Raw genomic sequence first — 23,964 nt, forward strand, 5'->3', positions numbered from 1 at the left:
GGATGAAAAATATCATCATCAAAGGTGCACGACAAAATAATTTAAAAAATGTTTCGTTAAGTCTTCCAAAGCATCAATTGACCGTTTTTACAGGAAAATCAGGATCTGGAAAATCTTCATTAGTATTTAGTACGATTGCAGCTGAATCTGAGCGTCTACTCAATGAAACTTATTCTACATATATACAGAATCAATTAACTCATTATGAGAAACCTGATGTAGATTCCATTCAAAATCTTCCTGTTTCAATGGTCATTGGTCAGAAAAGACTTGGTGGTAACTCGCGCTCTACAGTAGGTACAATTTCCGACATTTATTCTGCTGTTCGTCTACTATGGTCTCGTATTGGTCAACCATTTGTCGGATATTCAAATGAATTTTCATTCAATAATTCGGCAGGAATGTGTGAGAGATGCCAAGGCTTAGGATATGTCGAGGAAATTGATATCGATGAATTGCTGGATTATGACAAATCTTTAAACGAACATGGAATTAATTTTCCTACATTCGGACCAGATCACTGGCGTGGTAAAAGCTATACGCATTCGGGTCTATTTGATAATGATAAGAAGCTGAAAGAGTATTCGAAGGAAGAGATGCATCAATTACTTTATTTAGAGCCGACCAAACTGACCAATCCTCCTGAAGAATGGCCCCGTACTGCAAAATATGAAGGGGTCGTCTATCGATTCAGGCGACTGTTTATTATTAATGATGGCTATGAAAAAAGCAGGTGGCCGGATGAATATGAGCGTGTTGTAACGACAATGGTTTGTCCTAACTGTCACGGAAAACGTTTAAATCAACGTATTTTAAGCTGCAAAATTAACGGTGCAGATATTGCTGATTTTACAAATCAAAGTATCGTAGAAAATATCCTGTTTTTAGACTATCTTACTGATAAAACAGCTGCATATATTGTAAAGCCGCTTAAACAGCAACTTCAATCTCTAGTTGATATTGGACTTGGTTATTTGACACTTGGTCGAGAAACACCTACATTATCAGGTGGTGAATCTCAGCGTATTAAGCTTATTCGTCATTTAAGTAGCCCACTGACCGATCTCGTATACATTATCGATGAACCGAGTGTTGGACTGCATCCTGAAGATATTGAAAATATCAATCGCATAATTATGTCTATTCGGGATAAAGGAAATACAGTTATTGTGGTTGAACACGATCCTGATATTATTAAGATTGCAGATCACATTGTTGACGTAGGACCAGGTGCCGGTAAAAATGGGGGTAGAATTACATTTGAAGGAACATACGATCAACTTCTCGACTCCCACACTGCGACTGGACAAGAACTCAAAGAAAAACATCAACTAAAAGTTCCAAGGTCATCTCAAGAAATGATTCATATCGGTCCAGTTACAAAAAATAACGTCAAAAATGTTGAAGTGTATCTCCCTAAAAATGCTATTTCTGTTATTACAGGGGTTGCTGGTTCTGGTAAGAGTACGCTCATAAAAACTGGGTTTAAACAGATTAAAAATGTTATATTCATCGATCAAAAAGCTATTAATGTTTCAAATCGTTCAAATATATTAACTTATACCAATACATTTGATGAATTACGAGCATTTTTCAGTAAGGAGACAGGGCTAAAGAAAAGTATGTTCAGCTATAATTCTGAAGGTGCTTGTCCAAACTGTAAAGGAAAAGGAATTCTTAAAACAGAACTTGCGTTTATGCCTGATTTTTCACAAGTTTGTGAAGTATGTCATGGAACACGTTATAGACAGGAAGTTCTAGATGCTAAAGTAGATGGTTACTCTATTGCAGATGTCTTACAATTAACGGTGGAAGAAGGAATAAATTACTTCAATACACATCATAAAATTCTGGAGATATTAAAATCCCTCGCTGCCACTGGTCTAGGCTATATGACACTTGGACAATCATTGGACACACTTTCAGGTGGAGAAATTCAACGTGTAAAGCTCAGTGAGTATTTAATCAATCAAGTGACTGACCACATCTTTATTTTTGATGAACCAACAACAGGGTTACATGAAAGGGATATCCATGTGCTGATCGAATTATTTAATCAATTAGTGGATGAAGGTAATACCGTCGTTCTAATCGAGCATAACTTGTCAATGATGACAGAATCAGACTGGTTAATTGATATGGGACCAGCTGCTGGTCAACAAGGAGGAAGATTATTATACAGTGGTTACCCAGAAGGTGTCCTTAGCATACAAGATAGCGTAACTGGGAAACATTTATCTAATTACATTCAAAAATAAGAGGAGTGTATTTAGTGGTGAAAAAAGTAAGATATTTTTAGTGATGGTAAAGTAAAAGCAAGTATATGTAATAAGAAGATATACTAAGCTGATACTTCATTTGGGCAATATGAGCCCCTATCCTTAATAAAGATAGTGAATTAATAGGTATTCACATAGCTGATAAATCTTTCGATAATTAAGAAGTAAAATTAAATAAATAGTTTGTTGAATATTTAATCTTGTGTAAAGGTAATAATATATGTATAAAGGTTTTATCATTTAAAATTAGGGGTATTAATAATGTGTTATACAGATATTATATAATAAAGGAGTAATGTGTATGAAGGCTGTAACATTTCAAGGTAAAAAGAAAATGAAAGTAAAAAAAGTTGCAGATCCAAAGATTATTGAACCAACTGACGCAATTATTAAGATTACTGCTTCAGGTATTTGTGGATCAGATTTACATTTATATCATCAAGGCGATATGTTTATGGATAAAGATTTTGTTATCGGACATGAACCAATGGGGATTGTTGAAGAAGTTGGTAAAGAAGTTAAGAATCTAAAAAAAGGTGATCGTGTCGTTATTCCTTTTAATATTGGTTGTGGCGATTGTTTTTACTGTAATAACCAAATGGAATCACAATGTGATCAATCTAATGAAGAACCTGCAAACTGGAAGATGGATAACGGTGCATTATTTGGATTTGGAAAAATGCATGGGAATTTTTGGGGTGGTCAAGCTGAATATTTAAGAGTTCCATATGCTGATTTTTCTTCTTTTGTTGTGCCAGATAGTGATTTAAAAGATGAACAAGTATTATTTTTATCTGATGTAGTACCTACAGCTTATTGGAGTGTCGAACATGCAGGTGTGAAGGCTGGGGATACTGTTATTGTATTAGGATGTGGTCCTATAGGTTTAATGGCACAAAAATTTGCGAAACTAAAAGGTGCCGAACGTGTTATAGCAATCGATAATGTCGAACATAGACTAGAGCATGCTAAAAAATACAATGGTGTTGAAGTTTATAATTTCGATAAAGAAAAAGAAATTGGTAAGTTATTGAAAGAAAAAACTAGTGGTGGTGCTGATGTAGTTATTGACTGTGTTGGTTTTGATGGCGCACAATCAAGTCCAGAACCAAAACTTTCAAAAACATCTCAACAAAGAGGAACAATTAGTCCGATTATTACAGCCGCTGAATCAGTCCGTAAATTTGGTACAATTCAACTGACTGGAATTTATGGTACACCAGCTGATAACTTTCCACTTGATTTAATATTTAATAGAAATGTTCGTTTAACAACTGGTCAGGCACCAGTTATTCATTTAATGCCTAAATTATATGAAATGATTAAAGATGAAGTATTTGATCCTACTGAAATTATCACACATACTTTTCCTTTAGAAAAAGCCGATGAGGCTTATAAAGTATTTGATGAAAAACGAGATAATAATATTAAAGTCGTATTTAAACCGGAGTAATTATTCATAAAATTAAACGTTTAAGTAGTTTGATATAACTGAACAATATATTTTTAATGTGTATATATTAAAGGTAAAATAGAATTATAGTTCTCACATATGGATGAAATTTCTAATTTGAGGAGGAGATAGAAAAATGGTTAATGTAGCGCTATTGGTTCGACTTGAAGCAAAACCTGGAAAAGAAGCGGAAGTTGAAAGCTTCCTACGTGGGGCCCTACCTGTGGTTCAGGAGGAGTCAGAAACGATTGCATGGTTTGCAATCCGACTTGGACCTACGACATTCGGAATCTTTGACGCATTCCCGGACGACACAGGTCGTCAAGCACACCTTTCTGGTCAAGTGGCTGCGGCATTGATGGAGAAAGCTCCTGAACTTTTCGTAGAGCCACCAGTGATTGAAAATATTGATGTCCTTGCTTCCAAGCTTCCTAAATAAAGTCATATTATCGTTGCCATCTCGGAGCAATTATCTTTCCCATCCCAGGCCCTGTCAAGGGAAAATACGCCCTTGACAGAACCTGGCATAGGAAAGGCTGGGTCTGCAAGATGGGACAAGGACAAGAAGAATGACTGTTTTCACCTTATTATTATAAAATTAGTGTCTTGACAATGGGGTCCACTTTAGTCACCACTCTGTGTCGTGCTGACGATTTTCTTAAGAGTGAAGTCTAATCTTTAGAAATATAGGTGCAATCTTTCATTTAATACAACAACAATTGCAAAAGGTGTATTCTCAATGTTAAAGAGAGTACACCTTTTCATTAGAAGCGTCTAAATCTTGAATTTATTTACACTAGATTCATTTGTATATTTTCCGGACTTTGCATTCATACGAACGTGTTCAATCAATGCCTGCATGATTTGATCTTCTTTGATATCAAAACCCTTGTGAAATGGCACCCGCTCTTCTTCAAATAAGAACGCATCAACCAAATAAAGGACACGTGGTTTTTTTCGTGGGGCACTGTTCTTAAGACACCTTTCCCAAACCAGCTGTTCAAATTCTTTTGAATAACGTCTATGCGCGACCGCGTTCCGCACCATCCTACGACTGATCTCAAAATCGCCTTCCCACAGCCAGCGGCCGGCCACTTGATGCCACATTTCAATCCGCCCCTGCTCTTTGATTGCTTCCACGTCGATTTCGACGTGATATGGGGCCACGTCCTCACTCTTGACGACCTCCCGAGCATCTCCTGTCACCGACTTTGGATACATCTCCCATCCTTCAGGCATCCGTTTTTTGATGAACTGCTCGAGAGCCTCCTCGCTGATTCGATAGCCTTTTTTACGGGACTCGAGCGGTTCCGCCTGTATCACGCCTTTTCGTACCCAGTTCCGGACGGTTTCCTTGTGGGTCGTGAGCTTGGTCTTCGATAGAATCTCAAATGCTTCATCAATTGTATACATGACGGACCTCCTTTTAACACAATGATGTTCTCATTAAATAATACCATGTTCATTGTATTAAAAGCGAGAGAAATCCTTCATAAAACGAATACACTCGATTCATAGGTAGATGATCACTCCATAACCCTATGTTATCTATCTATCGATGTAGTCGATTGAAGATTTGGCCATCCTAATTTAAATTCCACTTCCAGCGAACCCAAACAATGTTAGATTCCTCTACACTCAAGAATTTTGAAAACTCTTCTTTGACCATAAACAAAAAATTACAATCATTTTCAAGGTTCCCTATGATACAGCCTGCTACAAATTGATGACAGTTATCATCAAGAAGATTGTATTTTCTTCTTTCTGACAGATTTTTAAACGCTTCTTTTGCTATGTTTTCATCTCCTAATGGCCACATTGCATGCTTCATTACTGGAATAAAAATGTCTTTATCTGTACTAAGGATGTTACCAGTGAATTCTTTCAGACTAACTTTTTTAATTTCTCCTTTTCGATTTAAGTCGATAACATTTTTATTTCCTATGTATACACCCGAATGTTCTGCTGTACCTAATTGGCAATAAATCAATGCACCAATAGCAGGCTCTTGCATAAAATTGTATGATTTATTCAAAAGTAAGGAATGCCTATGAATTGAAGTTTTTTCTCGTGCCCATAACATGGGAGTAACGATATTTTTTAGTACTTTTTTGTTAGATGGCGTGACTTTAATTTTGTCTAAAAATCTATTTTTCAACTGTATATCTCCAATCTTTTTTTCTTTGTATCAAATATCATTTAAAAATTAAGATGTCGAATTCTTTACAAAATAAAAGTATAAAGATAAAAAACTAAGATTAATTAACAGGAAAAATTATACTATATTTTTATCGTATTACCTATGAATAAAATTGTAAGGGGATTATTATCATTTGTTAATTTGGTAGATGAATGACTTTATTCTCCGATACTGGTATAGCCAACAGATGATTCGCCACCATTTCACGTTTTGTGAAGTTGTTCGTAATAGATATTCGTTTTGCCTCTTTCATGTCGAGAGACAGGAGTGTCCTGCTTAAACACTTTTGGAATAGTGGGTAAAACGAGTATGTATACGTTTCGACATCGAAATATATACATGCTCGTTTAAGATGGTCTGATTCATTCTTTCATGGCCTGTTCGATTAAAAAGATTGATATCTTTCACGTTTAAAAATCTAGACATCTTGACCATTGATCAAGAGGTGTCAGGACATCAGTTGTTTCATGACCATGCTTATGATGGAACCAAACCGATCTCGGTCAACAACCGGAAGCCTAGGATACGAGCAGACAGATAAGCGATCAGTGCGTCCTCCGCACTGAATAGACGGTCTCTCGATTCGTCTTGGTTCACCTCATGTTTCGACATGTTGTACAAACGTACGAATACAAGTAGGCTCTGAATCGTCTTTTCATCTATCGTTCGTAGCTTGGCGATTTGATGGACCGCTTTTCCTAAGGTGGACTGGGAGTGTCGAAGCGACCCGAGCTTTTGCGATCGCATCAAATATTGACGTGTCACGGCCTCCAGGTGCATGCCTGCATATTGAACGATGTATCGCGCCCCATGCGCTACGTCCCGCTCTAGTTCGCTCGCCGCATACTGCAACGGCCTATATAAAGTTCGTTCCATTCCGCCGGGAAACGGATTTTGTATCGGGTTTTTAGGAAGCTGGTATCCGCCGATCCCTCCGATTTCCGCGTCCGTCTCCCATAACTGTGCTACGAATTCCGCTTGCCCGTGCATAGGGCATTTAGCCGCAAAGTCATCGACAGCGGTCTGTTGCCCATGGTTCAAAAGTTGTTCATATAGCCAACGTGTGTCCGGTAAGGCATGTTTCATCTGGCCTCTCCGCCTTCTCTGATTTGATGGTCTTTCGCTTACTCATGTACGCGGATCGTATCAATAGTCCAATGAAAAATGTACCGGTTCGTCCACTGACACTATTGACGGATTGACGTTCGAGTAGACGCGGGGCCGCCTACCTTCGATGGTAATCCTCGTGATGGCACCGCGTTCGACAAATAAATGCAATGAGCTCACTTCAGACACAATTGATTTGAATACAAGGACCGCTATGAGGTGTAGTCTGATACATTCCAGGGTGACATGCTGATCAAGCAAATCCGGGATTAACCGATTGGACACCTCATAGTCGGATGGATTCCCGTAAATGAGTGTTTCCGAATGATCCATTCTGACATGTCTTGGAACTTCTTTGTTGAATAGATAGTGATCGATTCTCAGCTTAGCGATTTCATCGGGTTTAATACCATTGACTGTCATTTCACTAAACATATGACTGCCATGTCTGTCTTCACTCGAGACCAGCTTGAGGTTGATTGTTTTTTCACCCCCGACCACTTCCACATTCACCTCGGCCACGCGGACATATTCAGCCGTATCTTCAATCGCGAAAGGTTGCTCAGTTTTCCACATCTGCTTGAGCACCTCCCGACCCCTCTCGAGTTGTCTTCGGCCTTCAAGATCAAGCTGTATGCCTTGTCAGAACTGTTGTAGCGATAGGAGAAGTAACGTGCGCTCGAACTTCCCAATAGAAACCAGTCTCCAGAATTGTCGATCACCCGTTGTCCACCGTCAAAGAGTGGTGACAAATTCGACTCGGCCTGTCTCGTCTTTACATTCTTGATGATGACAGGTGGACCGGAGAGCGTGCTGTTTAAGACAGGATGTTGATTCTCGAATTCTTTCGAGAGAGCCCGGCTGACGTAAGCATAGAGCGTGTAGATATCAATCTCCCCGCTCAGGTTCGTCGCCCCACCTTCTAGGCCACGGATCAAATGATCTGTGAAGGCTCCATGCCCGTTTCGATCCCAAGCCAACTGATTTTCCGTGCACGCTGCGATGACGAACTTACCGGACCCTTTAATTTCAAGCCCTCTCTCCATCAGATTGTCGATTGATCGCATGAGCGCACCGCTATGACACGTATCAAAAAAGCTCAAGACTGTGCGGGCCTTTGTTTGATCGATATGGTCTCTGACATCGGACATGTTGATGCTGGTGTCACCTATAGCATGAATACCTGCATCATATGGAATGAAATACGCATTGGTTTGACTGAACCCCCCGTGGCCTGCCCAGTAGAGAAATAAGACATCATTTGGAGACGCATCTCCAAAAAAACTATGTAATGCATGGTCTAACATTGACTTGGTGGTCAAATTCCCATATAAAATCTGGACGTCAGATTTACCGAATACGGCGGGCTCTTCTGTCAATAATCGATTGATTTCTCTTACGTCGTTTAACGTATTCGGAAGAGCAGATATCTCATGGTCACGTTGCTCATTGACTGCAATTAATAGAGCTTTGTACAATGTAAATCCCTACCTTCTCATCATTTACATATATTGTATTATACAATGTACACATGCTCCAAACTTGAATAGAAAATCAATCACTCGATTCAGAAGACATGTCGACGCAGACTCTTTCATTCTCAATCCTTATTCTAAGAGCCATTGATAAACAGCTGATTTGAAAAGTAAAGTGCCTCTAGGTAAAAACAAAAAACCATTCGACTGAATGGTTTCCCTCGCTTGTCGATCGACAAGCCCACGTTCTTGCTTTTAGTGTTGTTCTTACGCTCCGTGCCTCCCGTCAGAAAGGGCCAGGAACATAGAGATGCGGCGGTGAACCAGCAGCTCTTGTTATCGGGCCGTCAGGGAGGCAGCGGTGCGATGAGCGACTTCGCCACAAGGCGTTAGACGCTCACGCATGAGCCCGGATCACCATTCCTTCTCCCATGCCCCGTCTTCAGACACGCCCCAATCCTCGAAGCGATACTTGATGAGCCAATGGACATGCATGAGTTCATACTCGAATATACCCTTGGATAGCTCTGAGACGACGAAGCGGACGTCCCCATCCGCCACCACCCATGTCCCATATAGATACACGATCTTGATCGGACGTTCTTCTACATCCAGATAGATCACCATGCGGAAGTAAGGCGAGTTCCGTCCTTCATCGAACCGGACGACCTTCTCGACGCCATGTTGCCTGTCGACGACACGCATCCACTCGGGATGTTCCATCAGTTCCGAGAACACGGTCCGGACGAACGGATCCAATCCTTCGAACGCATAGTCATCAAGCAGCCCCTCGTCCGTCACGCCTCCACCTTCCGGTTCTCTCTAAAACGATTCCCCGTAAAAAGACAGTTCAGTCCTCATCCATACACTAGTAGAAACGATTCCCATTCAAAAATGTATACGCGTATACATGTATACACGTATACAAATCTACATGTATACATCTAGAAAATTCTTACGGTCGACCATATGTTCGAAGCGTATTGGTGGTGAAAAAAACTGTGCTTCTTGTCAATAACTCCCCTTCTTTCACATCACATAGGATATCCATACTCACAAGTTTAAATTCCCCGTTCTTAACGTTTAACCGATCCGGTAGGCGGCGTAGCAATACCTCCGTCATCTCGTCCATCGTCTGTTGGTCTAGTTGGAATTTATCCATCTGAATCATCCTCTCCATTTGATAGCCTAATGATATCTCGCATCCACGCAAGCAACATCTCACCTAATTTCACGTAAGCCCTGGTGTTGTTTCAAACAAGCCCTAGGGCTTGTTTCGAAAATATGGTCATTTTCAATAAATAAACCATGTTTTCACTTTTGTCATTTCATCAAAAAAATGACGAGACAGAATAAAACTTCACCCTATATCCACGCACGAACTACTCCGTTTTCGTCATGCGAAAACGCCCCTTTTCCCGGATCCCGCTCTATGGATCCAGGCGAGAGCAACGCGAGTCGTCCGTCTTATCAAAGAAAAACGTATGTTTTTCGTCCTTGCCCTTACCGAACGGACCGGGACCGGTCCCCCCGGCCCCACTCTATTCCGTTCAACCCATGTAGCCCCGCTGTTTCATGCTGACGTACGACTCGTCCGCACCGAGGATGAGATGGTCGAGCACCGGGATGCCGATGAGGTCCCCCGCTTCATGCAACCGTTCGGAGACGATGATATCCTCCCGGCTCGGGCTCGGGTCCCCGCTCGGATGTTGGTGACAGGCGATGATGCACGAGGCATTGTTCAAGATGGCGCACTTGAACACTTCCCGTGGGTGCACGACACTCGAGTTGACGCTCCCGACGTGCGCTCGGTGGACGCCGATGACCCGGTTCTTCGTGTTGAGCATGATGACGAGGAACACCTCGCGGTCGTCATCCCCGATGAACGATGCCCCGATTTGCCGGGCATTGTCGGGGGATTGGATAACGGCGTGCTCGAGGGCGACCATTTCCTCGCGAACCTCTTGCTTGATACGGATGACCTCGATGATGGCGGATAGTTCCATGGTTATTTGTCCCCTTTCGGATAAGCTGTCCTCAGAACGAACACCGTTGTGCGTCCTGTTGACGGGAACGAAGCGAGCGTCGGGAGACGGTGCAAGGGCGACCGCAGGGAGAGCCTCAAAAAAATGCGTAGAGCAAACGGAGGGACAGGCTTCCGTAGCCAACGAGCGAAAAGCCTCGCTTTGAGCCTAAAGCGAAGGAAGACGGGCCGGAGGGCGCGTCATTTTTTTGACGTCCCTTGCACCGACGACCAGCGAGCTAGAGTACGGAAACAGGACGAACGGATCACCAATCACGAAAAAGGCTGTTCAAACGAGAGAAGTCGGGTATAAAATAAGAACAAACGTTCGTTTTATTAGGAGGATGATTTTTATGACGATGTATCGCGACCGGGGTGAGCTGAAATGGATCCCATTCCTCATGCCCGAGCACAAGGCGCTACTAACGAAGTATTATAAGGAAATTCAAAAGATTGAGATGCCAGATGTCGATGAACAAGTCTTATCGGTCTATGAGAACGTGCTGAATGACGCAATTTTTAGCGGAGATATGGTGGAGGTAAAATATGTGGAAGAGCGGGAGACGAAACGATTCAAGGGGTTTGTAAACCGTACGAATTACATGGAGCGGACCGTCGAACTGGCCAACCAGCGGGACGGAATTATACATGTACCGTTCGAGGCAATCATTCACGTGGAACAATCGATGGACTAACGCCCTGGCGGTTGTTCGAAGTCTGCGTCACGAAACGAAGTGTCGCTCCTCGACTTTCCAAAATAAAAGGGAAGAGCGACTATGCTCTTCCCTTCACGACACGATTCACTTATATAACTGGATTCATATCTTGATTTATACGAATTGCTTCAAATCATTGAATCCTTTGTTTTTAGCATTCTCAATAAATAGACGGACCCGTTCTTCTTGAGGGATTTGGTTCTCCAAACAATAGTCAAGGAAACCAATCAACACTTCACGTGTGATCAATAATCCTTCAATCGTTTCACCTGTTAATTTTTCTGCAAGCGACGTGATTGACTCTAATTTTTTCTCACCCGTGAAACCTCCAGAAGTGACATATCCATAGAATTCAAGCTTACTTTCGTCATAAGTCATATAGTTTTGAATGTACTCCGATGCCATGTAGTTCGCGAGTTGTTGGGTTAACCCAAACCCATTGGGATAATGTTTGGTGTCGATGATGCCATGAATGGAACCTGAACGAATCAAGATTTCGATTTCTGTCTGTTTACCCTGGATCTTAGGTTGGTAGATTGTCTCGAACCCAATTGCCTTCAAGATTTCAGTGGTCGTTCGTTCAAATTCATTATGCGTCATGTCCCCTAGATATCTCTCTACAAATTCTTCCGAAAGATGATTCATTGATTCTTTTCCAACCTGTACGTCATTCACGGCTTTCAATGCATCGCGTTTCCCAAAGACCGGCTCGAAATGAGACAGTAGCTCTTCATGTGTCAATTCCAAAGGATTAGGGATTTTATTCAAGACAGTTTCAATTTTTTTTGTCATTTTAACTGAGTTGTTGGCGGGCTTGATGTCTCCAAACTCATTTGATTTATAGCTATCGACGTCCAGACCGCTGTTCTGGGCCATCCGTTCAACCGAGATGAGGTACCGCGTATTGAACGGGTAACGAGAATCGTAATAAGCGATACTCTCCATCGCCGTATCGACTAAAGTCGGTTCTGTTCTCAGAATCGACATTCCTCTCTGATATTCAACCAATCCCGTGTATTCACATAGCAACATGAATGTGTGTGCAACGTCTGAATGAGCCTGATAGTAATCGCGAGCGGCCTTGTCATTCCGGGCCCGATGATCGTAGTGAACCGCAACCTCTTGCTTCATTGCTTCTTTTTGTTCTGGGGACGAATTTCGGAATGATAGGATTTTTGAGACAACCTCTTGTTCCTGCGAATCTTTTTGTGCAGTCAAAACAAAATACGTAATTTCTTCTTTAGATAGACGGTACTCAAGCTCTGAACGTTGTACGAGTTTGATCAAAAAGCGCGCTGGACGGATACGAAATCCTTCTTCGAATTTCGGTCGGAATCCTTTTTCCATGAAGTAGGCATTAGGAATTTGAAGTGTGAGAATTTGCTTCTTCACATTCTCATATTCTTTAATCCCATCTGCGAGTGCCTTCCCGACCTTCGTTGGTTTCACGAAGCCCTCTTTATCGATGTAACAGTACGAGAATGTCTTTAACATCGCGCACCACGTACGTCCACCTGACCCGTCATTGCTCACGTTGTTACGCTTTAACCCATGTGCTGCAAGGACCGATTCATAATGCTTGTGCAGTTCTCGGTTCCCTTCCCATTTCTTCGTGAAATTTTCAGTCGCCTCTTGCAATGCAGTGACGGCCTCCGCGTGGAAACGCGGATCTCTCTCCGGTCGTGTGATAAACCATACTTTACGTTCAGCCATATTGTTTCATCCTTTCGATTCTCATTTTATTTTTTCGTTCTCGTATGTCTGGTCGATCATTCAATTCAATCAATAACTGCTTTTTGACCATTCGATTCCCCGGCAATGGATTTTTGTCATAATATTCGACGACTCGATAGATGACATCGAAATGGTTTTCGACTGCCTCATCAAATTCAATTTCACCATCGAGCTCAGATATCGACTCGATGGTCTCCCCATACTTCCTAATGATTTCTTCAATTTCGAGAATCGAGATATCTGACGAATCACTGTTTTTTGTAAAAGAAGACATCGTCCCACCCATCAGCTCTTCTTTCATCTCCAGTGCGGCCTTCCAGTATCGAATCAACGTGATCGCATTGAAGACGTTCCCGGCACGTTCGTCTCGATAAATTGAGTTGAGTTCTCGTCCTGTCTTCTCCGATAAAATCCTTCTGATATCCTTTTGTGCCAGATGTTCCTTGAACGCACTTATGATTTCTTCTGTAATAAAACTCGAACAGAGGTACATTTCACATAACTCTCTTAAGTTTCTAAGACGCTTATCTTTCAACTGCTCCTCCCCCTCTTTTGTATCCGTTGCTAAATTCAGATTACAACAGGCCATCAAAGTAAAATCATTCAACATTGAATGATTTTACTTTGATGGCTGTCTGTATTTTAGTTTTTTTTACGATTTGAGCTTTGGGGCTGCTATTTGTTAAAAAGAGATGTAGAATAGGCTTATGAGTAAGCAAGAACATACTTTCGTTTTTTGAAAGCGTTGAAAGTGAGGAGTTTTATTATGATATTTAAAAAAGGTGAACTATTTAATGGTCCAGGTGGCCTTTCTCTTGGTGCGAAAAATGCACGCGTGATTCATCCAGAGACAAACGAGGAGTATCGGATCGTACATGAGTGGTCGAACGACTACGATGAGCAAGCTTGTAAAACATTCCGTTTCAACATTTGCGATGACATTGAGGATAATTCCGTACATCACGGGCCCGTCGAGCAACTTCCAATCGGAGACAAGTCGGTCCTGGGTGACATCGATTGCTTTGCTTTCGGGTTCCCCTGCAACGATTATAGCCAGGTTGGCGAGAAACAAGGCTTGAACGGAACATTCGGTCCTCTCTACTCTTATGGGGTCAAAGTACTGAATGAGTATCAACCGAAGTTTTTCGTCGCTGAGAACGTAGGTGGTCTTCAAAGTGCCAACGAAGGTAAAGCGTTCATTCAAATTTTGACTGAACTTGAAGAATGCGGCTATGTATTGACACCTCACCTCTATAAATTTGAACTTTATGGCGTTCCACAAGCTCGTCACCGGATCATTATAGTTGGGATTCGCAAAGATTTGGCAGAGCAAGGAATCGAATTTAAAGTTCCAGCGCCACTTAACACGCTCGACAATGTGAAGACGGCAAGTGAAGCAATCTTGAACCCTCCGATTCCAGAAGATGCGATGAATAATGAACTGACTAAACATTCTAGTAAAGTGGTAGAGATGCTTGGACATATTCCACCTGGCGAAAATGCTTGGTACTTAGGGATCCCAGAACATTTGCGATTAAACGTCAAAGGTGCACGTCTGAGCTCGATTTATAAACGATTAGACCCGAACCGTCCAGCGTATACGGTGACTGGTAGCGGTGGTGGCGGTACGCATATGTATCACTGGGAAGAAGAACGTGCTTTGACAAACCGTGAGCGGGCCCGCCTCCAAACTTTCCCGGATGATTTCGTGTTCATTGGTAGTAAGGAGCAGGTACGTAAACAAATCGGCATGGCCGTTCCTCCTGCAGGAGCTCAAATTGTTTTCGAGGCAATTTTGAAGACCTTTGCTGGCATAGAATACGATTCAGTTGAGGCAACACCTAAATTGCAATTAAATAATTTAAAAGGGAAGAAAAACATCACTATCAAAGATCCTATTTTAACTAAGTGATTCTAATTATTGAGGTGAAGTGGCATGGAACGTAAACTACAGTTTTTTATTTCTTCTACTTACCAAGATCTTATTTCTGAAAGAGAACGCGCTATTAAGGTGATATTAAAATATGGTCATATCCCTGCAGGAATGGAGCTATTTCAACCAGGAAATGAACCATCTAAAGAAGTGATAAAGAAGTGGATAGATGAATCGGATGCATATATTCTAATTTTAGGCTATCGATATGGAAGTATCGATTCTCAAAGTGAACTTAGCTTTACACACTGGGAATATTCTTATGCTGTAGAAAGTGGTAAAGATTTATTTTGTGTGTTACTTAATAATGATGATGTAACCATACAGAAAAGAATCGCCAGCTCTAGCTATTCGTTAGCTGTAGAGCAAAATTATCCACAGAAATATACTGATTTTCGCCATCAAGTATCTTCAAATCATCAATGTAATTTTTTTAGTACCCTTGACGAATTAGAGGTTGCTCTAACAAGTGGCATCCATGCTCTTGATAGAAGAATAGAAAAAGGGGGATGGTATAGACTGTCGAGCCACACACTCTCTCCTGGCCAATCTATAGATCCCCCCAGTAAGAATATTATCGATTTAAAATCAATAATATCAAACAGAAGACTTACTCCAAATGAAATGCTTTTTCTAGCTTATGCACGAGAACGACAAGTTTATGACTTTGAATACGGAATAGACATAAGTGATCGAATTAAGTCAATACGTCTTTGGGAAACGCAAAATCAGATTAGGTCAAATATACAAGAAAATTATTTCAGCCTAGTAGAACTTCTTTGGAAACGTAAATTGTTAATGGATAGTGAATTTACTTATGGAGACACTCCTAGAAGCTTTTATTTTGATCATGAGCTGTATACTGAACTAGTCAATGATCAGGAATACGAAGACATATTTAACAAAGTTAAGGCTGACCACTATATGTTTAAAGATGTAGAATTCCCTTTTTAACATGTCTTTAAAACGAACGTTAAAAAGACATGTTCGTTAATTAATTCACATGATAATGAAAAGGGCTATTTAAAGCCCTTTTCATTATCGTTTGGTTGTCTTTTAACTCATCTTTTTATCAATGTTCATTTTCTGTTATATTTAACGAGTAAACAAACAAATGGAGGTACTTCATGACGAAAATTGGTTATGCACGAGTGTCGACCCTCGATCAGAACTTGGACTCACAACTAGATGAACTTAATAAAGCTGGTTGTACTAAAATTTTTCAAGAGAAGGCATCTAGTGTTAAAAAGAGACCTGAATTTGAAAAGTGCTTAGATTATCTACGAGAAGGTGATACCCTAGTCGTCTGGAAGCTAGATCGGTTAGGGAGAACCACAAAGAAGCTTCTTGAATTGATTGATGATTTGAAAAGTCGCGGAATAAATCTTCAAATTATTACACTAGGTATAGATACCTCTACGGCTGCCAGCCGACTATTCTTCACTATGATGGCGGGATTGGCAGAAATGGAACGAGAATTGATTCGCGAACGTACAAATGCTGGTTTAATAGCAGCACGTGCTCGAGGATGTTTAGGTGGGCGGAAAAAGATTGATCCAGATATTTTGACTCGTGCATATATGATGTATGAAGCTAAAATGACGGTAAATGATATCACTAAAACGTTAAATATTTCTCGTTCTACATTTTATAAGTATATGAAAGAGCAATGATATTTGATTTATGTCAACAGCGGTTTAAAATTGGTTCTTCCTCACTTTTGATGAAACGCTTCATCCCTATGGTTGTATAGACATCGATTCATATTTCAGTAGAACAACGAGCCTCAAGTGACATTCAATATTTTGATGCGCAACAGCTCCAATCCTGCCCGACCATACATTTGACATTTGATCGTCTTGAGTCGGTTGACCTGTCCCTCGACCATGCCGTTTGACCAGGGCAGCGTCATCCCGAGCCGGATGGCATCGATGTCCCCTCGTATATAGGTTGTGAAAGAGGCTAGTGGGGTTTCGTTCATCCGTTCTGCCTGTTCACACCATTTTAGGATATCCTGTTCAGACGTCGCTTTGCCGAAAAGATTCTTGAACGAACGGACGAGCTCGTTCAATACCTTCAAGAAAGGATAGATGTTCAGTATCTTTATGAGAAGTGGTTTGTTAGAAGGCTCGTCCTCCCAGAGGACTTTCTGGATGATTCGTCGATTGATGTTAATCTCGTGTGGGACTGCTTTTTTCAATCTTGCCACGTAAGTGTCAACAGCGGTTTAAAATTCCCTCTTAATAACGGATTAAAAATCCCTTTTTTACACGTTACTCTTGGAAACTATCGACACGGGTCGGCTGGATGCCGGCCCGTTTCTTTTCCCTCATCCGATATGAATCTCCCCGAATGTTAAAAGTGGTCGCATGATGAAGAAGGCGATCTAAAATTGCGGTTGCCAAAACCTCGTCACCAAATATTTTTCCCCATTCAATATATGACTTGTTTGAAGTCAGGATGATCGAACCTCTCTCATATCTCTTCGAGATGATTTGAAAAAGCGCATTCGCACTGATGGCGTCGAACGGAAAATAACCGATTTCATCTAGAATGAGTAGCTCGGATCGACAGTACCTTTTGATGATACGAGGAAGAAGGCCAGATTTCTCTGCTTTTTGACACTCCTCGACAAAATCGTTCGCGGTAATGAACGAAGTCCGATAACCTTTCGTGACAGCTTCCGCAGCGATTGAAATTGCCAAGTGTGTCTTCCCCACCCCCGGCGGGCCCAATAATAATACATTGAAGCCGTTATCGATGAACCGACAGGTCATCACCTCCCTGACGCGCTTTTCATTGATGCTCGGCTGAAACGCAAAGTCGAAGTCTTCTAGCGTCTTAAAATAAGGGAGTCTGGCACGTTTTATTCGTTTCGATAGCTCTGTTGATTCACGGTGTTCGATTTCCGTCATCAGAATACTGTTTAGAAAGTCCGAATATGCTACATTATTCTTGGAGGCATCTTCAAGGATTCCTTCAAGTTGGTTGGCCGACGATTGCCATCCAACTTTTTCTAGGCGTTCAGTGAGAAGGTCCGTGTTCATTCGTGATCACTCCTTTCGAACTGTTCGTACACTTGAAGGGAACGACGTTCCACTTCAGGAATATCGGGCTGGAGACGACGGGTCGGCAAACCTTTTTGAGTCGTTTCTAGCCCTTTGTAATGCTCTAAATTTAATTGATACTTCAAGTTCCCGGAGGCAATCGGATGTTGGGCGATTTGTTCGCCATCAGCGTAGACCTTGAGATGATGGTCGAGGGTGATTCTAATTCGTACATGCTGTCCGACGAACCGGAACGGAACTGAATACTGTCGTCCTTGGTAGGACACAAAACAGTCTTTGCTTACTTGACGTGTTTCCCAGCGATGGACCGGATAATGCGGCTTCAAATGTCCTGGTGCTAGAAAACCTTGTTCGACCTCGAAGCGTTTCTCAGGTGACTCTTTCGTCGTATCGTTTTTCTTTTTATTGGCCGTGTTTTGTAGCCACTCGAGGACGTCACGATTTAATTGTTCCAATGTCTTTCCGATACGTCGTTTGAAAAAGTTCTGTTTCATATAGCCGAATGAGCGCTCGATCTTCCCTTTCGTCTGTGCCCGTCTGGGCTTGCACGCCTTCGGCGTAATCCCATAATAGGCCAAGAAATCTTCGAACTTCTGATTGAACTTGATACCGTTTGGATTGTGGCTGATGACCGCAGTTTTCATGTTGTCATAGAGAATCTGTTGCGGTACGCCATTGAAGAAGGCGAACGCATTCATATGGCACTTCATCAGAGTCTCCAGCGTCATGTCGGTCGTGAACTCGATGTATCGCATCCTTGAATACCCGAGGATGATGGAGAAGGCATACACCATACGCATTTCACCGTCTACTTCATACGTCCCGACATCACTCCAATCCATCTGTCCCTGTCGTCCAGGCGGCGTTTCAAACCTGACGGTAGCCTGCTTTTTAGGCAGAAGTCTGTAAGGGCTCACGTACTCTCTCAGAATCGTCATTTTCCCTTCATAGCCTAGCTTTTGAATCTCATCGAACAGAACCTCGCAATTGGTTGTACCTTCTTTGATACGTTCGTTTATGTAGTCTTTGTAGGGTTCGAGTTTTCCTTTCCTCTTTTTCCGCTTCACTTTCGTAGGTGCATTTTCCATCTTCAAATACTTTCGGATTGTCTTAGGATCATATCCCGTCTCGTCAGAGATGGCTCTGATTGTCCATCCTTTGCTTCTTAACTCACGAATCATAAAAAATCCCTCACTTCGGATCATGTCTCACACTCCATTTTCAGGTTGTCAGAATCATTATCCGTTAATTTGAGGGATTTTTAATACGTTGATATAAGGGGTTTTAACAGCGTTGATTACAACGTAAGGTCGAAACGTACTGATTCCACGGAGATATCCTTTCCGTTTCAGCGTCCGGTACATCCATTCGGTCGTCCTACCTTGGCGGATCCATCTGACGATGTCTCCCTTGTAGATGTCTGCGCTGTGTTGTCGATGTGACCGACTGATTCTTGGTGCCTCTGTCATCTGTAGGTATCTACGACACGTCTTTGGGTCGATATGGTGACGTCTGATCAACTGGGAGATCGGAACGCCCTGTCTTGCATCCTGTTGTACTGCGAGAATAAGCGTCCATTTTCTTCTTTCAGCGTCTGTCAGTTCACGTTCGAAGTTTAGACCATCCGGTTCGAGAAGGATTTTTTCGCTAGATGGAAGACGTCGCTTCAAGATTTCTTCAATTTTCTTCCCTAAGTTATGAAACAAGTGCCATCGGTCACTCACCTGCTGAATCGTCTCATCGGCCAAACGGATGGCCTCCCGAAACTCGATGGACCCGTCGCGTGCCACCACCTGGATGGTGGGATGCGAACGAATCCAAGCACAGACGGTTTTGACATCCCGAGAGGGAAGTAAGGCGATCGGGCGTCGTGTCTCTAGATCACAGATGATTGTCCCGTACTTTTTTCGTTTTCTCCAGGCCCAGTCATCAATGCCAACCACGCGAGGGTCAGACACCTTCCGATGATGTTTTGAGCGTTTCAACAGTCTGAGTAGCGTACTATCGCTGATATTGTTCAAGATACGTTCCAGCCCGGTCGCACTCATCCCACTTAAGAGCCTCAGTAGCCCACGTTCTAAACGGATTGTTCTGCGGGAGTGTGGTCGACACAGGGAAGGAAATCTCTCCGTAAAGATACTTGAGGGACAGCTTGGTTCGTCGCAGAAGAAACGTCTTGCCTGAATCCGTAGCTGCACATCAAATCCGAACACACGCTCATCGTGCAATGTCCTGATGTATCGGCTATGGACACGATGGGAGCTTTTAGTGCAATGGGGACAGGGTGCGCACGACTTTTTTCCATGACAAATGAACTGATATGTTTCATCACGACGGTTCACCTCGACCACTTCTAGTTCTGGAAGAAACTCGTTTAACATGATTGATCCCTTCAATCCTTTTAGTGAACTAATTCCCGAAGACGGGCTTCATCAAAAGTGAGGAAGAACCAATTTTAAACCGCTGTTGACACCGATTACGAAGGAAACCACACTCATTTTTAGTCATGAGTGTTCAGATCCTATCAGAAGAGGAGTCTCTCACTAATAGTTCATTCTTTTTCGTCGATTTCTGGCTGTCCTGTCTCTTGGTTGTAGAAGCGACATAGGTTTCTATTTATAAGAATGTCTGAATAGAAAAACCCCTGATCTGCCGTATCTACTTTTCTTCACTAGAAGGGCCATTATAGAAGATATATTCCTAAAAACAGATATTTACTATTTCATAGAAGGACTCTTCACTCCTCCTACCAGGTCTATTTACATTAAAGAAACTCTAGAATTAAGGTGCAACAAAGCTAATCTCCTATTTAGTTGATGTATAATCAGTCTACCTATTTCAACCCAAGATGTTCTCTTAGTGTTTTTCCCTCGTACTGTTTTCTGAAAATCTCTCTTTTCTGCATTTCGGGAACAACTAATTCAATGAAGTCCTCTAAGCTCTCAGGTAGCGTAGGAGGCATGAGATTGAATCCATCTGCCACGCCTTTGTCTAGCCACATCTCCATCTGATCAACAATCTCTTCGGGTGTTCCGATTAAGGTGAAGTGCCCTCCACCGGCACTAAGAAATCCTAATAGTTCCTTTACTGTAGGATTAGTATCATGAATAATTTCAAGTATTGTCTCATATCGACCTACAGGACCATTAAATTGCTCTAAAGGTGGTAATGTGGGCACTTTTAAATCGATTTCCCAGTCCGTACAATCCATCTGGAGAAAATAACTCAGTTGTTTTAACGCTGTCTCTAGAGGCAACATTTCATCTAATGCTTGCTTTTTAGCCAAGGCTTCTTCACGGGTCTTTCCTACATATGTAACAAGACCTGGAAAAACTTTGATTTGCTGTTTGCACCCTCCATTTTGCTTGATGGCCTCATCTAACTTTTGACGATATTTCATAGCCTGACTTATATTCCAAGATACTGAATAGACTGCCTCCGCATGTTTGGCTGCTAGTTGAATACCTTGCTTTGAGGCCCCTGCTTGCATGGCCACCGGTTTTCCTTGAGGGCTCTTTGGTGTAGTGGATGGACCCCTCACATTAAAAAATTCTCCTTTGTGATTGATAGGGAAAATATTATCAGGGTTGATTAACTGACGTCGCACTCGGTCAGCGAGAACCTCTTCTCTATCCCAAGACAAGAAGAGTTTATGCATCAATTCTGCGAATTCATCTGCCTTCTTATACCTCTCTTCATGGGATGGAAGACTCTCCATGCCGTGATTCCATGCTTCTTCATCTCTCATAGACGTCACTAGGTTCCAACCCACTCTTCCATTTGTAATATGTTCTAGGCTCAACAACTGTCTTGAGGCTGTAAAAGGATTTGAAAAAGTACTCGAGATGGTTGAGACGAGCCCTACATATTTTGTCACCTGAGAAATAGCTGTCAAATTGATTAATGGGTCGAACCAAAATGCCGGTATTTCATTTGGTTCTTGTGCCAGGAAAGATTGACTGTCTGCGAAGAAGACAGCGTCAAAGCATCCTTTTTCAGCTAACTGCGCCAAGGATTGATAATATTCTATCTCCCCTACCCGGTTAACACTTGAGTTCGGCATCAACCACGCAGCCTGATGATGTCCACACCCATAAACCAAAACCCCTATATTAAGTTGATTCTTTTGAATAACCGTCATTACTCTTCCCCCTAAGACTAGACCAATATATTATGCCTTCCTATCTTACATATGGAGGTAATAATACATTTAGTTCATCGTTAGTCCACCATCTACTGTGAAATTTTGCCCTGTGATACCTTCCGCCTCTTTAGATGACAGATAAACGACCAAATGGGCCACCTGTTCCGGAGTTGTCACTTTTCTCAAAGGTGTAGAATTAGCAATCAGTTCAAAGACCTCTTGAGACGTTACTGAACTGGCATCAGTCACTTTCAACAAACCACCTGATACGACATTTGCTTTAATTCCGTATTGTCCCAGTTCAGAGGCTATATTGCGTGTAAAACCTATAAGTCCTGCTTTTGCGGTTGTATACTCGTGGTAGGGGACAACTGGATTTTGGTAGAGATTCGTACCAATACTGATGATACTTCCGTTTTGTCTCTCCATGAATTGGGGTAAGACACTTTGAATCGCATTGAAGGCCCCTTTTAATGTTCCATCCAGCTGTCTTTGATAATCTTTCCATGAAAGATCTATAAAAGACTTTTGCTGTATCGGATCGAATTTGAAGTCTACCAATGCATTATTGACCACCACATCAATTTGACCAAAATAGTTGGTCGCCACTTTCACCATCTCATCCACTTCTTGGCGATTTGTCACATCAGCGTATAGAGCTATAGCATTTTGTTCACCGAGCTCCGAAACAAGTCCTTCTGCCTTCTCTTTACTTTTGTAATAGTTAATCACTACATTAAACCCTTTTTCAACTAAAGCTTTTGCTATCGTAGCACCAAGACCCTTGCTACTTCCTGTCACCAAAACTGTTCTTTTCACGTCACCACTCCTATACTTTTAGTTGCAATCGCAAGTACAAATCAAAAAGTGAAAGATATTACCCCTGCACTGCCTTTAGTCTTTCCAATAAATCTAATTCTTCCGTACCAACTTTAAATGAATGTCTTTCTGAATAGTACTATCGGTTTACTGTTTAGGTAGAACCGATAAAGAATGTCGTTCAAACCTTTTCCCTAAAACCCAGGCGAGTAGAGCTCCACTAATGAAGCCAGCAGTCCTGTTCCAATCACCTCACTACCGGCTGCCATTATTCTCCTCTGTGTATACTTGTACAGTAGTCCTGCAAATGAGCAACCTACAGCGAGCAATCCATTAGCTTGAAAATTTGCAAAGATCTGATTTGTAATACAATGTACAATTGGCGCTCTTTCACGAACAGAGAGTTGCATGAGTATCCCTCCGCACTCGGTTGCTTTTTTAAACTGTTGTACAATGATCCATGCCTATTACCCCTTTCTTGAACGCAAAAAACCGCCTCCTGAAGATAGGAGGCGGCGAAAGACCAGTTAAATAGAAAGTATAAAAGGTTCGCACACTTCCCTCCGCTGGTATGACCCAGATCAGGTTCAAAGGGTCCGGACTCTTGTCCGTCTCAGCCAATTCGGCTCCCCTAGTGTATTTAGGTATTTTGTTTTCACGACCACTATAACAAATCCTAATTTTTATGTAAAGCCTGGTATCTACTGTCTACAGAGGTTGTGCAGGAAGTAAACCTTGTCTTACGAGTGTTTCGTACTAGATGTTTTAATTATAAGATACCTATTAGCTTGTATGATATTTTAAATGAGCTCTGATTTATAGGAATTGCTCTTCTTATTTTTCCCCCTCCCTAAAACCACACCAGGCTGTTTTTTTATCCTTGATGAATTATAAAATTAAGTGCAACATCTGAACGTGAACACAAAAAAGCCCATGACGCTTTCCTCGTGTAGAATGAAGTCACCACAACACACATTCAGACGGAGGAAATCTCATGAGCTACACCCATCTTA

24 protein-coding genes and 1 riboswitch are annotated in these 23,964 nt (G+C 41.9%); of the genes, 7 read left to right on the forward strand and 17 right to left on the reverse strand.

Annotated elements, in window-relative coordinates:
* The first annotated feature begins 2 nt into the window (after positions 1–2).
* The 3 genes from KNO72_RS13775 (at position 3) to KNO72_RS13785 (ending at position 4,171) form a co-directional block, all read left to right on the forward strand.
* Positions 3–2,258 carry an ATP-binding cassette domain-containing protein gene (locus KNO72_RS13775; RefSeq protein WP_131472579.1) on the forward strand — a complete coding sequence of 752 codons (2,256 nt, stop codon included), beginning with the start codon at positions 3–5 and terminating at the stop codon, positions 2,256–2,258.
* Positions 2,259–2,580: 322 nt separating this feature from the next.
* Positions 2,581–3,732, forward strand: coding sequence for an alcohol dehydrogenase catalytic domain-containing protein (locus KNO72_RS13780; protein ID WP_131472577.1), 1,152 nt, complete (start codon positions 2,581–2,583; stop codon positions 3,730–3,732).
* A 136-nt stretch (positions 3,733–3,868) separates the two neighbouring features.
* Positions 3,869–4,171 (forward strand): putative quinol monooxygenase, encoded by a 303-nt coding sequence (locus KNO72_RS13785; RefSeq protein ID WP_012655943.1) that lies wholly within the window; start codon positions 3,869–3,871, stop codon positions 4,169–4,171.
* Positions 4,172–4,506: 335 nt separating this feature from the next.
* On the opposite strand, the gene KNO72_RS13790 is transcribed toward KNO72_RS13785, so the two are convergent.
* The 8 genes from KNO72_RS13790 to KNO72_RS13825 form a co-directional block, all read right to left on the reverse strand.
* Positions 4,507–5,145, reverse strand: a complete 639-nt coding sequence (locus tag KNO72_RS13790) for a helix-turn-helix domain-containing protein (RefSeq protein ID WP_131472576.1) — start codon at positions 5,143–5,145, stop codon at positions 4,507–4,509.
* A 172-nt stretch (positions 5,146–5,317) separates the two neighbouring features.
* Entirely contained in the window at positions 5,318–5,890 is a 573-nt protein-coding gene (locus KNO72_RS13795; protein WP_214758532.1) for a lecithin retinol acyltransferase family protein, read from the reverse strand.
* A 519-nt stretch (positions 5,891–6,409) separates the two neighbouring features.
* Complete coding sequence (locus KNO72_RS13800) at positions 6,410–7,018, reverse strand: hypothetical protein (RefSeq protein WP_114167312.1); 609 nt, start codon at positions 7,016–7,018, stop codon at positions 6,410–6,412.
* A 60-nt stretch (positions 7,019–7,078) separates the two neighbouring features.
* On the reverse strand, positions 7,079–7,615 hold the full coding sequence (locus tag KNO72_RS13805) for a hypothetical protein (RefSeq protein WP_214758534.1): 537 nt from the start codon (positions 7,613–7,615) through the stop codon (positions 7,079–7,081).
* Entirely contained in the window at positions 7,549–8,517 is a 969-nt protein-coding gene (locus KNO72_RS13810) for a caspase family protein (RefSeq protein ID WP_214758536.1), read from the reverse strand. Before KNO72_RS13810 ends, KNO72_RS13805 begins: the two co-directional genes overlap by 67 nt.
* Before the next feature lie 411 nt (positions 8,518–8,928).
* Positions 8,929–9,315: a hypothetical protein gene (locus tag KNO72_RS13815; protein WP_214758538.1), complete on the reverse strand. Its 387-nt coding sequence runs from the start codon at positions 9,313–9,315 to the stop codon at positions 8,929–8,931.
* Between the two features lie 154 nt (positions 9,316–9,469).
* Positions 9,470–9,676 (reverse strand): hypothetical protein, encoded by a 207-nt coding sequence (locus KNO72_RS13820; RefSeq protein WP_214758540.1) that lies wholly within the window; start codon positions 9,674–9,676, stop codon positions 9,470–9,472.
* A gap of 388 nt (positions 9,677–10,064) precedes the next feature.
* Positions 10,065–10,520: a JAB domain-containing protein gene (locus tag KNO72_RS13825; protein ID WP_214758542.1), complete on the reverse strand. Its 456-nt coding sequence runs from the start codon at positions 10,518–10,520 to the stop codon at positions 10,065–10,067.
* 370 nt (positions 10,521–10,890) lie between these two features.
* Between KNO72_RS13825 and KNO72_RS13830 the strand changes: the two genes are divergently transcribed.
* On the forward strand, positions 10,891–11,232 hold the full coding sequence (locus KNO72_RS13830) for a YolD-like family protein (RefSeq protein WP_251028361.1): 342 nt from the start codon (positions 10,891–10,893) through the stop codon (positions 11,230–11,232).
* Positions 11,233–11,367: 135 nt separating this feature from the next.
* Here KNO72_RS13830 and KNO72_RS13835 read toward each other — a convergent pair whose 3' ends face one another.
* The gene (locus KNO72_RS13835) at positions 11,368–12,966 is read right to left on the reverse strand and encodes an AlwI family type II restriction endonuclease (RefSeq protein WP_214758544.1); all 1,599 of its coding nucleotides are present in this window, start codon (positions 12,964–12,966) and stop codon (positions 11,368–11,370) included.
* Positions 12,959–13,522 (reverse strand): hypothetical protein, encoded by a 564-nt coding sequence (locus KNO72_RS13840; RefSeq protein ID WP_214758546.1) that lies wholly within the window; start codon positions 13,520–13,522, stop codon positions 12,959–12,961. Before KNO72_RS13840 ends, KNO72_RS13835 begins: the two co-directional genes overlap by 8 nt.
* A 231-nt stretch (positions 13,523–13,753) precedes the next feature.
* Here KNO72_RS13840 and KNO72_RS13845 point away from each other — a divergent pair, with 231 nt between their 5' ends.
* The 3 genes from KNO72_RS13845 (at position 13,754) to KNO72_RS13855 (ending at position 16,593) form a co-directional block, all read left to right on the forward strand.
* Positions 13,754–14,899: a DNA cytosine methyltransferase gene (locus KNO72_RS13845; RefSeq protein ID WP_214758548.1), complete on the forward strand. Its 1,146-nt coding sequence runs from the start codon at positions 13,754–13,756 to the stop codon at positions 14,897–14,899.
* Between the two features lie 24 nt (positions 14,900–14,923).
* The gene (locus KNO72_RS13850) at positions 14,924–15,874 is read left to right on the forward strand and encodes a DUF4062 domain-containing protein (protein WP_214758550.1); all 951 of its coding nucleotides are present in this window, start codon (positions 14,924–14,926) and stop codon (positions 15,872–15,874) included.
* A 173-nt stretch (positions 15,875–16,047) separates the two neighbouring features.
* Positions 16,048–16,593, forward strand: a complete 546-nt coding sequence (locus tag KNO72_RS13855; protein WP_214758552.1) for a recombinase family protein — start codon at positions 16,048–16,050, stop codon at positions 16,591–16,593.
* A 113-nt stretch (positions 16,594–16,706) separates the two neighbouring features.
* Here the strand turns inward: KNO72_RS13855 and KNO72_RS13860 are convergent, their stop codons facing one another.
* The 7 genes from KNO72_RS13860 to KNO72_RS15795 all read right to left on the reverse strand — a co-directional run bounded on the left by KNO72_RS13860 (position 16,707) and on the right by KNO72_RS15795 (position 23,361).
* Positions 16,707–17,120 carry a transposase gene (locus KNO72_RS13860; protein ID WP_214758554.1) on the reverse strand — a complete coding sequence of 138 codons (414 nt, stop codon included), beginning with the start codon at positions 17,118–17,120 and terminating at the stop codon, positions 16,707–16,709.
* Between the two features lie 73 nt (positions 17,121–17,193).
* On the reverse strand, positions 17,194–17,967 hold the full coding sequence (gene istB / locus KNO72_RS13865) for an IS21-like element helper ATPase IstB (protein WP_214758556.1): 774 nt from the start codon (positions 17,965–17,967) through the stop codon (positions 17,194–17,196).
* On the reverse strand, positions 17,964–19,193 hold the full coding sequence (istA, locus tag KNO72_RS13870) for an IS21 family transposase (protein WP_214758558.1): 1,230 nt from the start codon (positions 19,191–19,193) through the stop codon (positions 17,964–17,966). Before istA ends, istB begins: the two co-directional genes overlap by 4 nt.
* Before the next feature lie 33 nt (positions 19,194–19,226).
* Positions 19,227–20,369, reverse strand: a complete 1,143-nt coding sequence (locus tag KNO72_RS13875) for an ISL3 family transposase (RefSeq protein ID WP_214758560.1) — start codon at positions 20,367–20,369, stop codon at positions 19,227–19,229.
* A gap of 452 nt (positions 20,370–20,821) precedes the next feature.
* Positions 20,822–22,129: an LLM class flavin-dependent oxidoreductase gene (locus KNO72_RS13880; protein WP_214758562.1), complete on the reverse strand. Its 1,308-nt coding sequence runs from the start codon at positions 22,127–22,129 to the stop codon at positions 20,822–20,824.
* Positions 22,130–22,198: 69 nt separating this feature from the next.
* Entirely contained in the window at positions 22,199–22,951 is a 753-nt protein-coding gene (locus KNO72_RS13885; protein ID WP_029336160.1) for a 3-oxoacyl-ACP reductase, read from the reverse strand.
* A 194-nt stretch (positions 22,952–23,145) separates the two neighbouring features.
* A complete protein-coding gene (locus tag KNO72_RS15795; protein WP_114167518.1) occupies positions 23,146–23,361 on the reverse strand; it encodes a hydroxyethylthiazole kinase in 216 nt (71 codons plus the stop codon).
* Positions 23,362–23,492: 131 nt separating this feature from the next.
* Positions 23,493–23,594, reverse strand: a riboswitch (TPP riboswitch).
* Positions 23,595–23,964: the final 370 nt, after the last annotated feature.

The organism is Exiguobacterium sp. s123, assembly GCF_018617075.1.
GTDB lineage: Bacteria > Bacillota > Bacilli > Exiguobacteriales > Exiguobacteriaceae > Exiguobacterium > Exiguobacterium profundum.

Excerpts from the sequence above, each read along its gene's own strand:
- KNO72_RS13775 (WP_131472579.1), top strand. The coding sequence starts at position 3 with ATGAAAAATATCATCATCAAAGGTGCACGACAAAATAATTTAAAAAAT.
- KNO72_RS13780 (WP_131472577.1), top strand. The coding sequence starts at position 2,581 with ATGAAGGCTGTAACATTTCAAGGTAAAAAGAAAATGAAAGTAAAAAAA.
- KNO72_RS13785 (WP_012655943.1), top strand. The coding sequence starts at position 3,869 with ATGGTTAATGTAGCGCTATTGGTTCGACTTGAAGCAAAACCTGGAAAA.
- KNO72_RS13790 (WP_131472576.1), bottom strand. The coding sequence starts at position 5,145 with ATGTATACAATTGATGAAGCATTTGAGATTCTATCGAAGACCAAGCTC.
- KNO72_RS13800 (WP_114167312.1), bottom strand. The coding sequence starts at position 7,018 with ATGAAACATGCCTTACCGGACACACGTTGGCTATATGAACAACTTTTG.
- KNO72_RS13805 (WP_214758534.1), bottom strand. The coding sequence starts at position 7,615 with ATGTGGAAAACTGAGCAACCTTTCGCGATTGAAGATACGGCTGAATAT.
- KNO72_RS13820 (WP_214758540.1), bottom strand. The coding sequence starts at position 9,676 with ATGGATAAATTCCAACTAGACCAACAGACGATGGACGAGATGACGGAG.
- KNO72_RS13825 (WP_214758542.1), bottom strand. The coding sequence starts at position 10,520 with ATGGAACTATCCGCCATCATCGAGGTCATCCGTATCAAGCAAGAGGTT.
- KNO72_RS13830 (WP_251028361.1), top strand. The coding sequence starts at position 10,891 with ATGACGATGTATCGCGACCGGGGTGAGCTGAAATGGATCCCATTCCTC.
- KNO72_RS13835 (WP_214758544.1), bottom strand. The coding sequence starts at position 12,966 with ATGGCTGAACGTAAAGTATGGTTTATCACACGACCGGAGAGAGATCCG.
- KNO72_RS13845 (WP_214758548.1), top strand. The coding sequence starts at position 13,754 with ATGATATTTAAAAAAGGTGAACTATTTAATGGTCCAGGTGGCCTTTCT.
- KNO72_RS13850 (WP_214758550.1), top strand. The coding sequence starts at position 14,924 with ATGGAACGTAAACTACAGTTTTTTATTTCTTCTACTTACCAAGATCTT.
- KNO72_RS13855 (WP_214758552.1), top strand. The coding sequence starts at position 16,048 with ATGACGAAAATTGGTTATGCACGAGTGTCGACCCTCGATCAGAACTTG.
- istB (WP_214758556.1), bottom strand. The coding sequence starts at position 17,967 with ATGAACACGGACCTTCTCACTGAACGCCTAGAAAAAGTTGGATGGCAA.
- istA (WP_214758558.1), bottom strand. The coding sequence starts at position 19,193 with ATGATCCGAAGTGAGGGATTTTTTATGATTCGTGAGTTAAGAAGCAAA.
- KNO72_RS13875 (WP_214758560.1), bottom strand. The coding sequence starts at position 20,369 with ATGTTAAACGAGTTTCTTCCAGAACTAGAAGTGGTCGAGGTGAACCGT.
- KNO72_RS13880 (WP_214758562.1), bottom strand. The coding sequence starts at position 22,129 with ATGACGGTTATTCAAAAGAATCAACTTAATATAGGGGTTTTGGTTTAT.
- KNO72_RS15795 (WP_114167518.1), bottom strand. The coding sequence starts at position 23,361 with ATGCAACTCTCTGTTCGTGAAAGAGCGCCAATTGTACATTGTATTACA.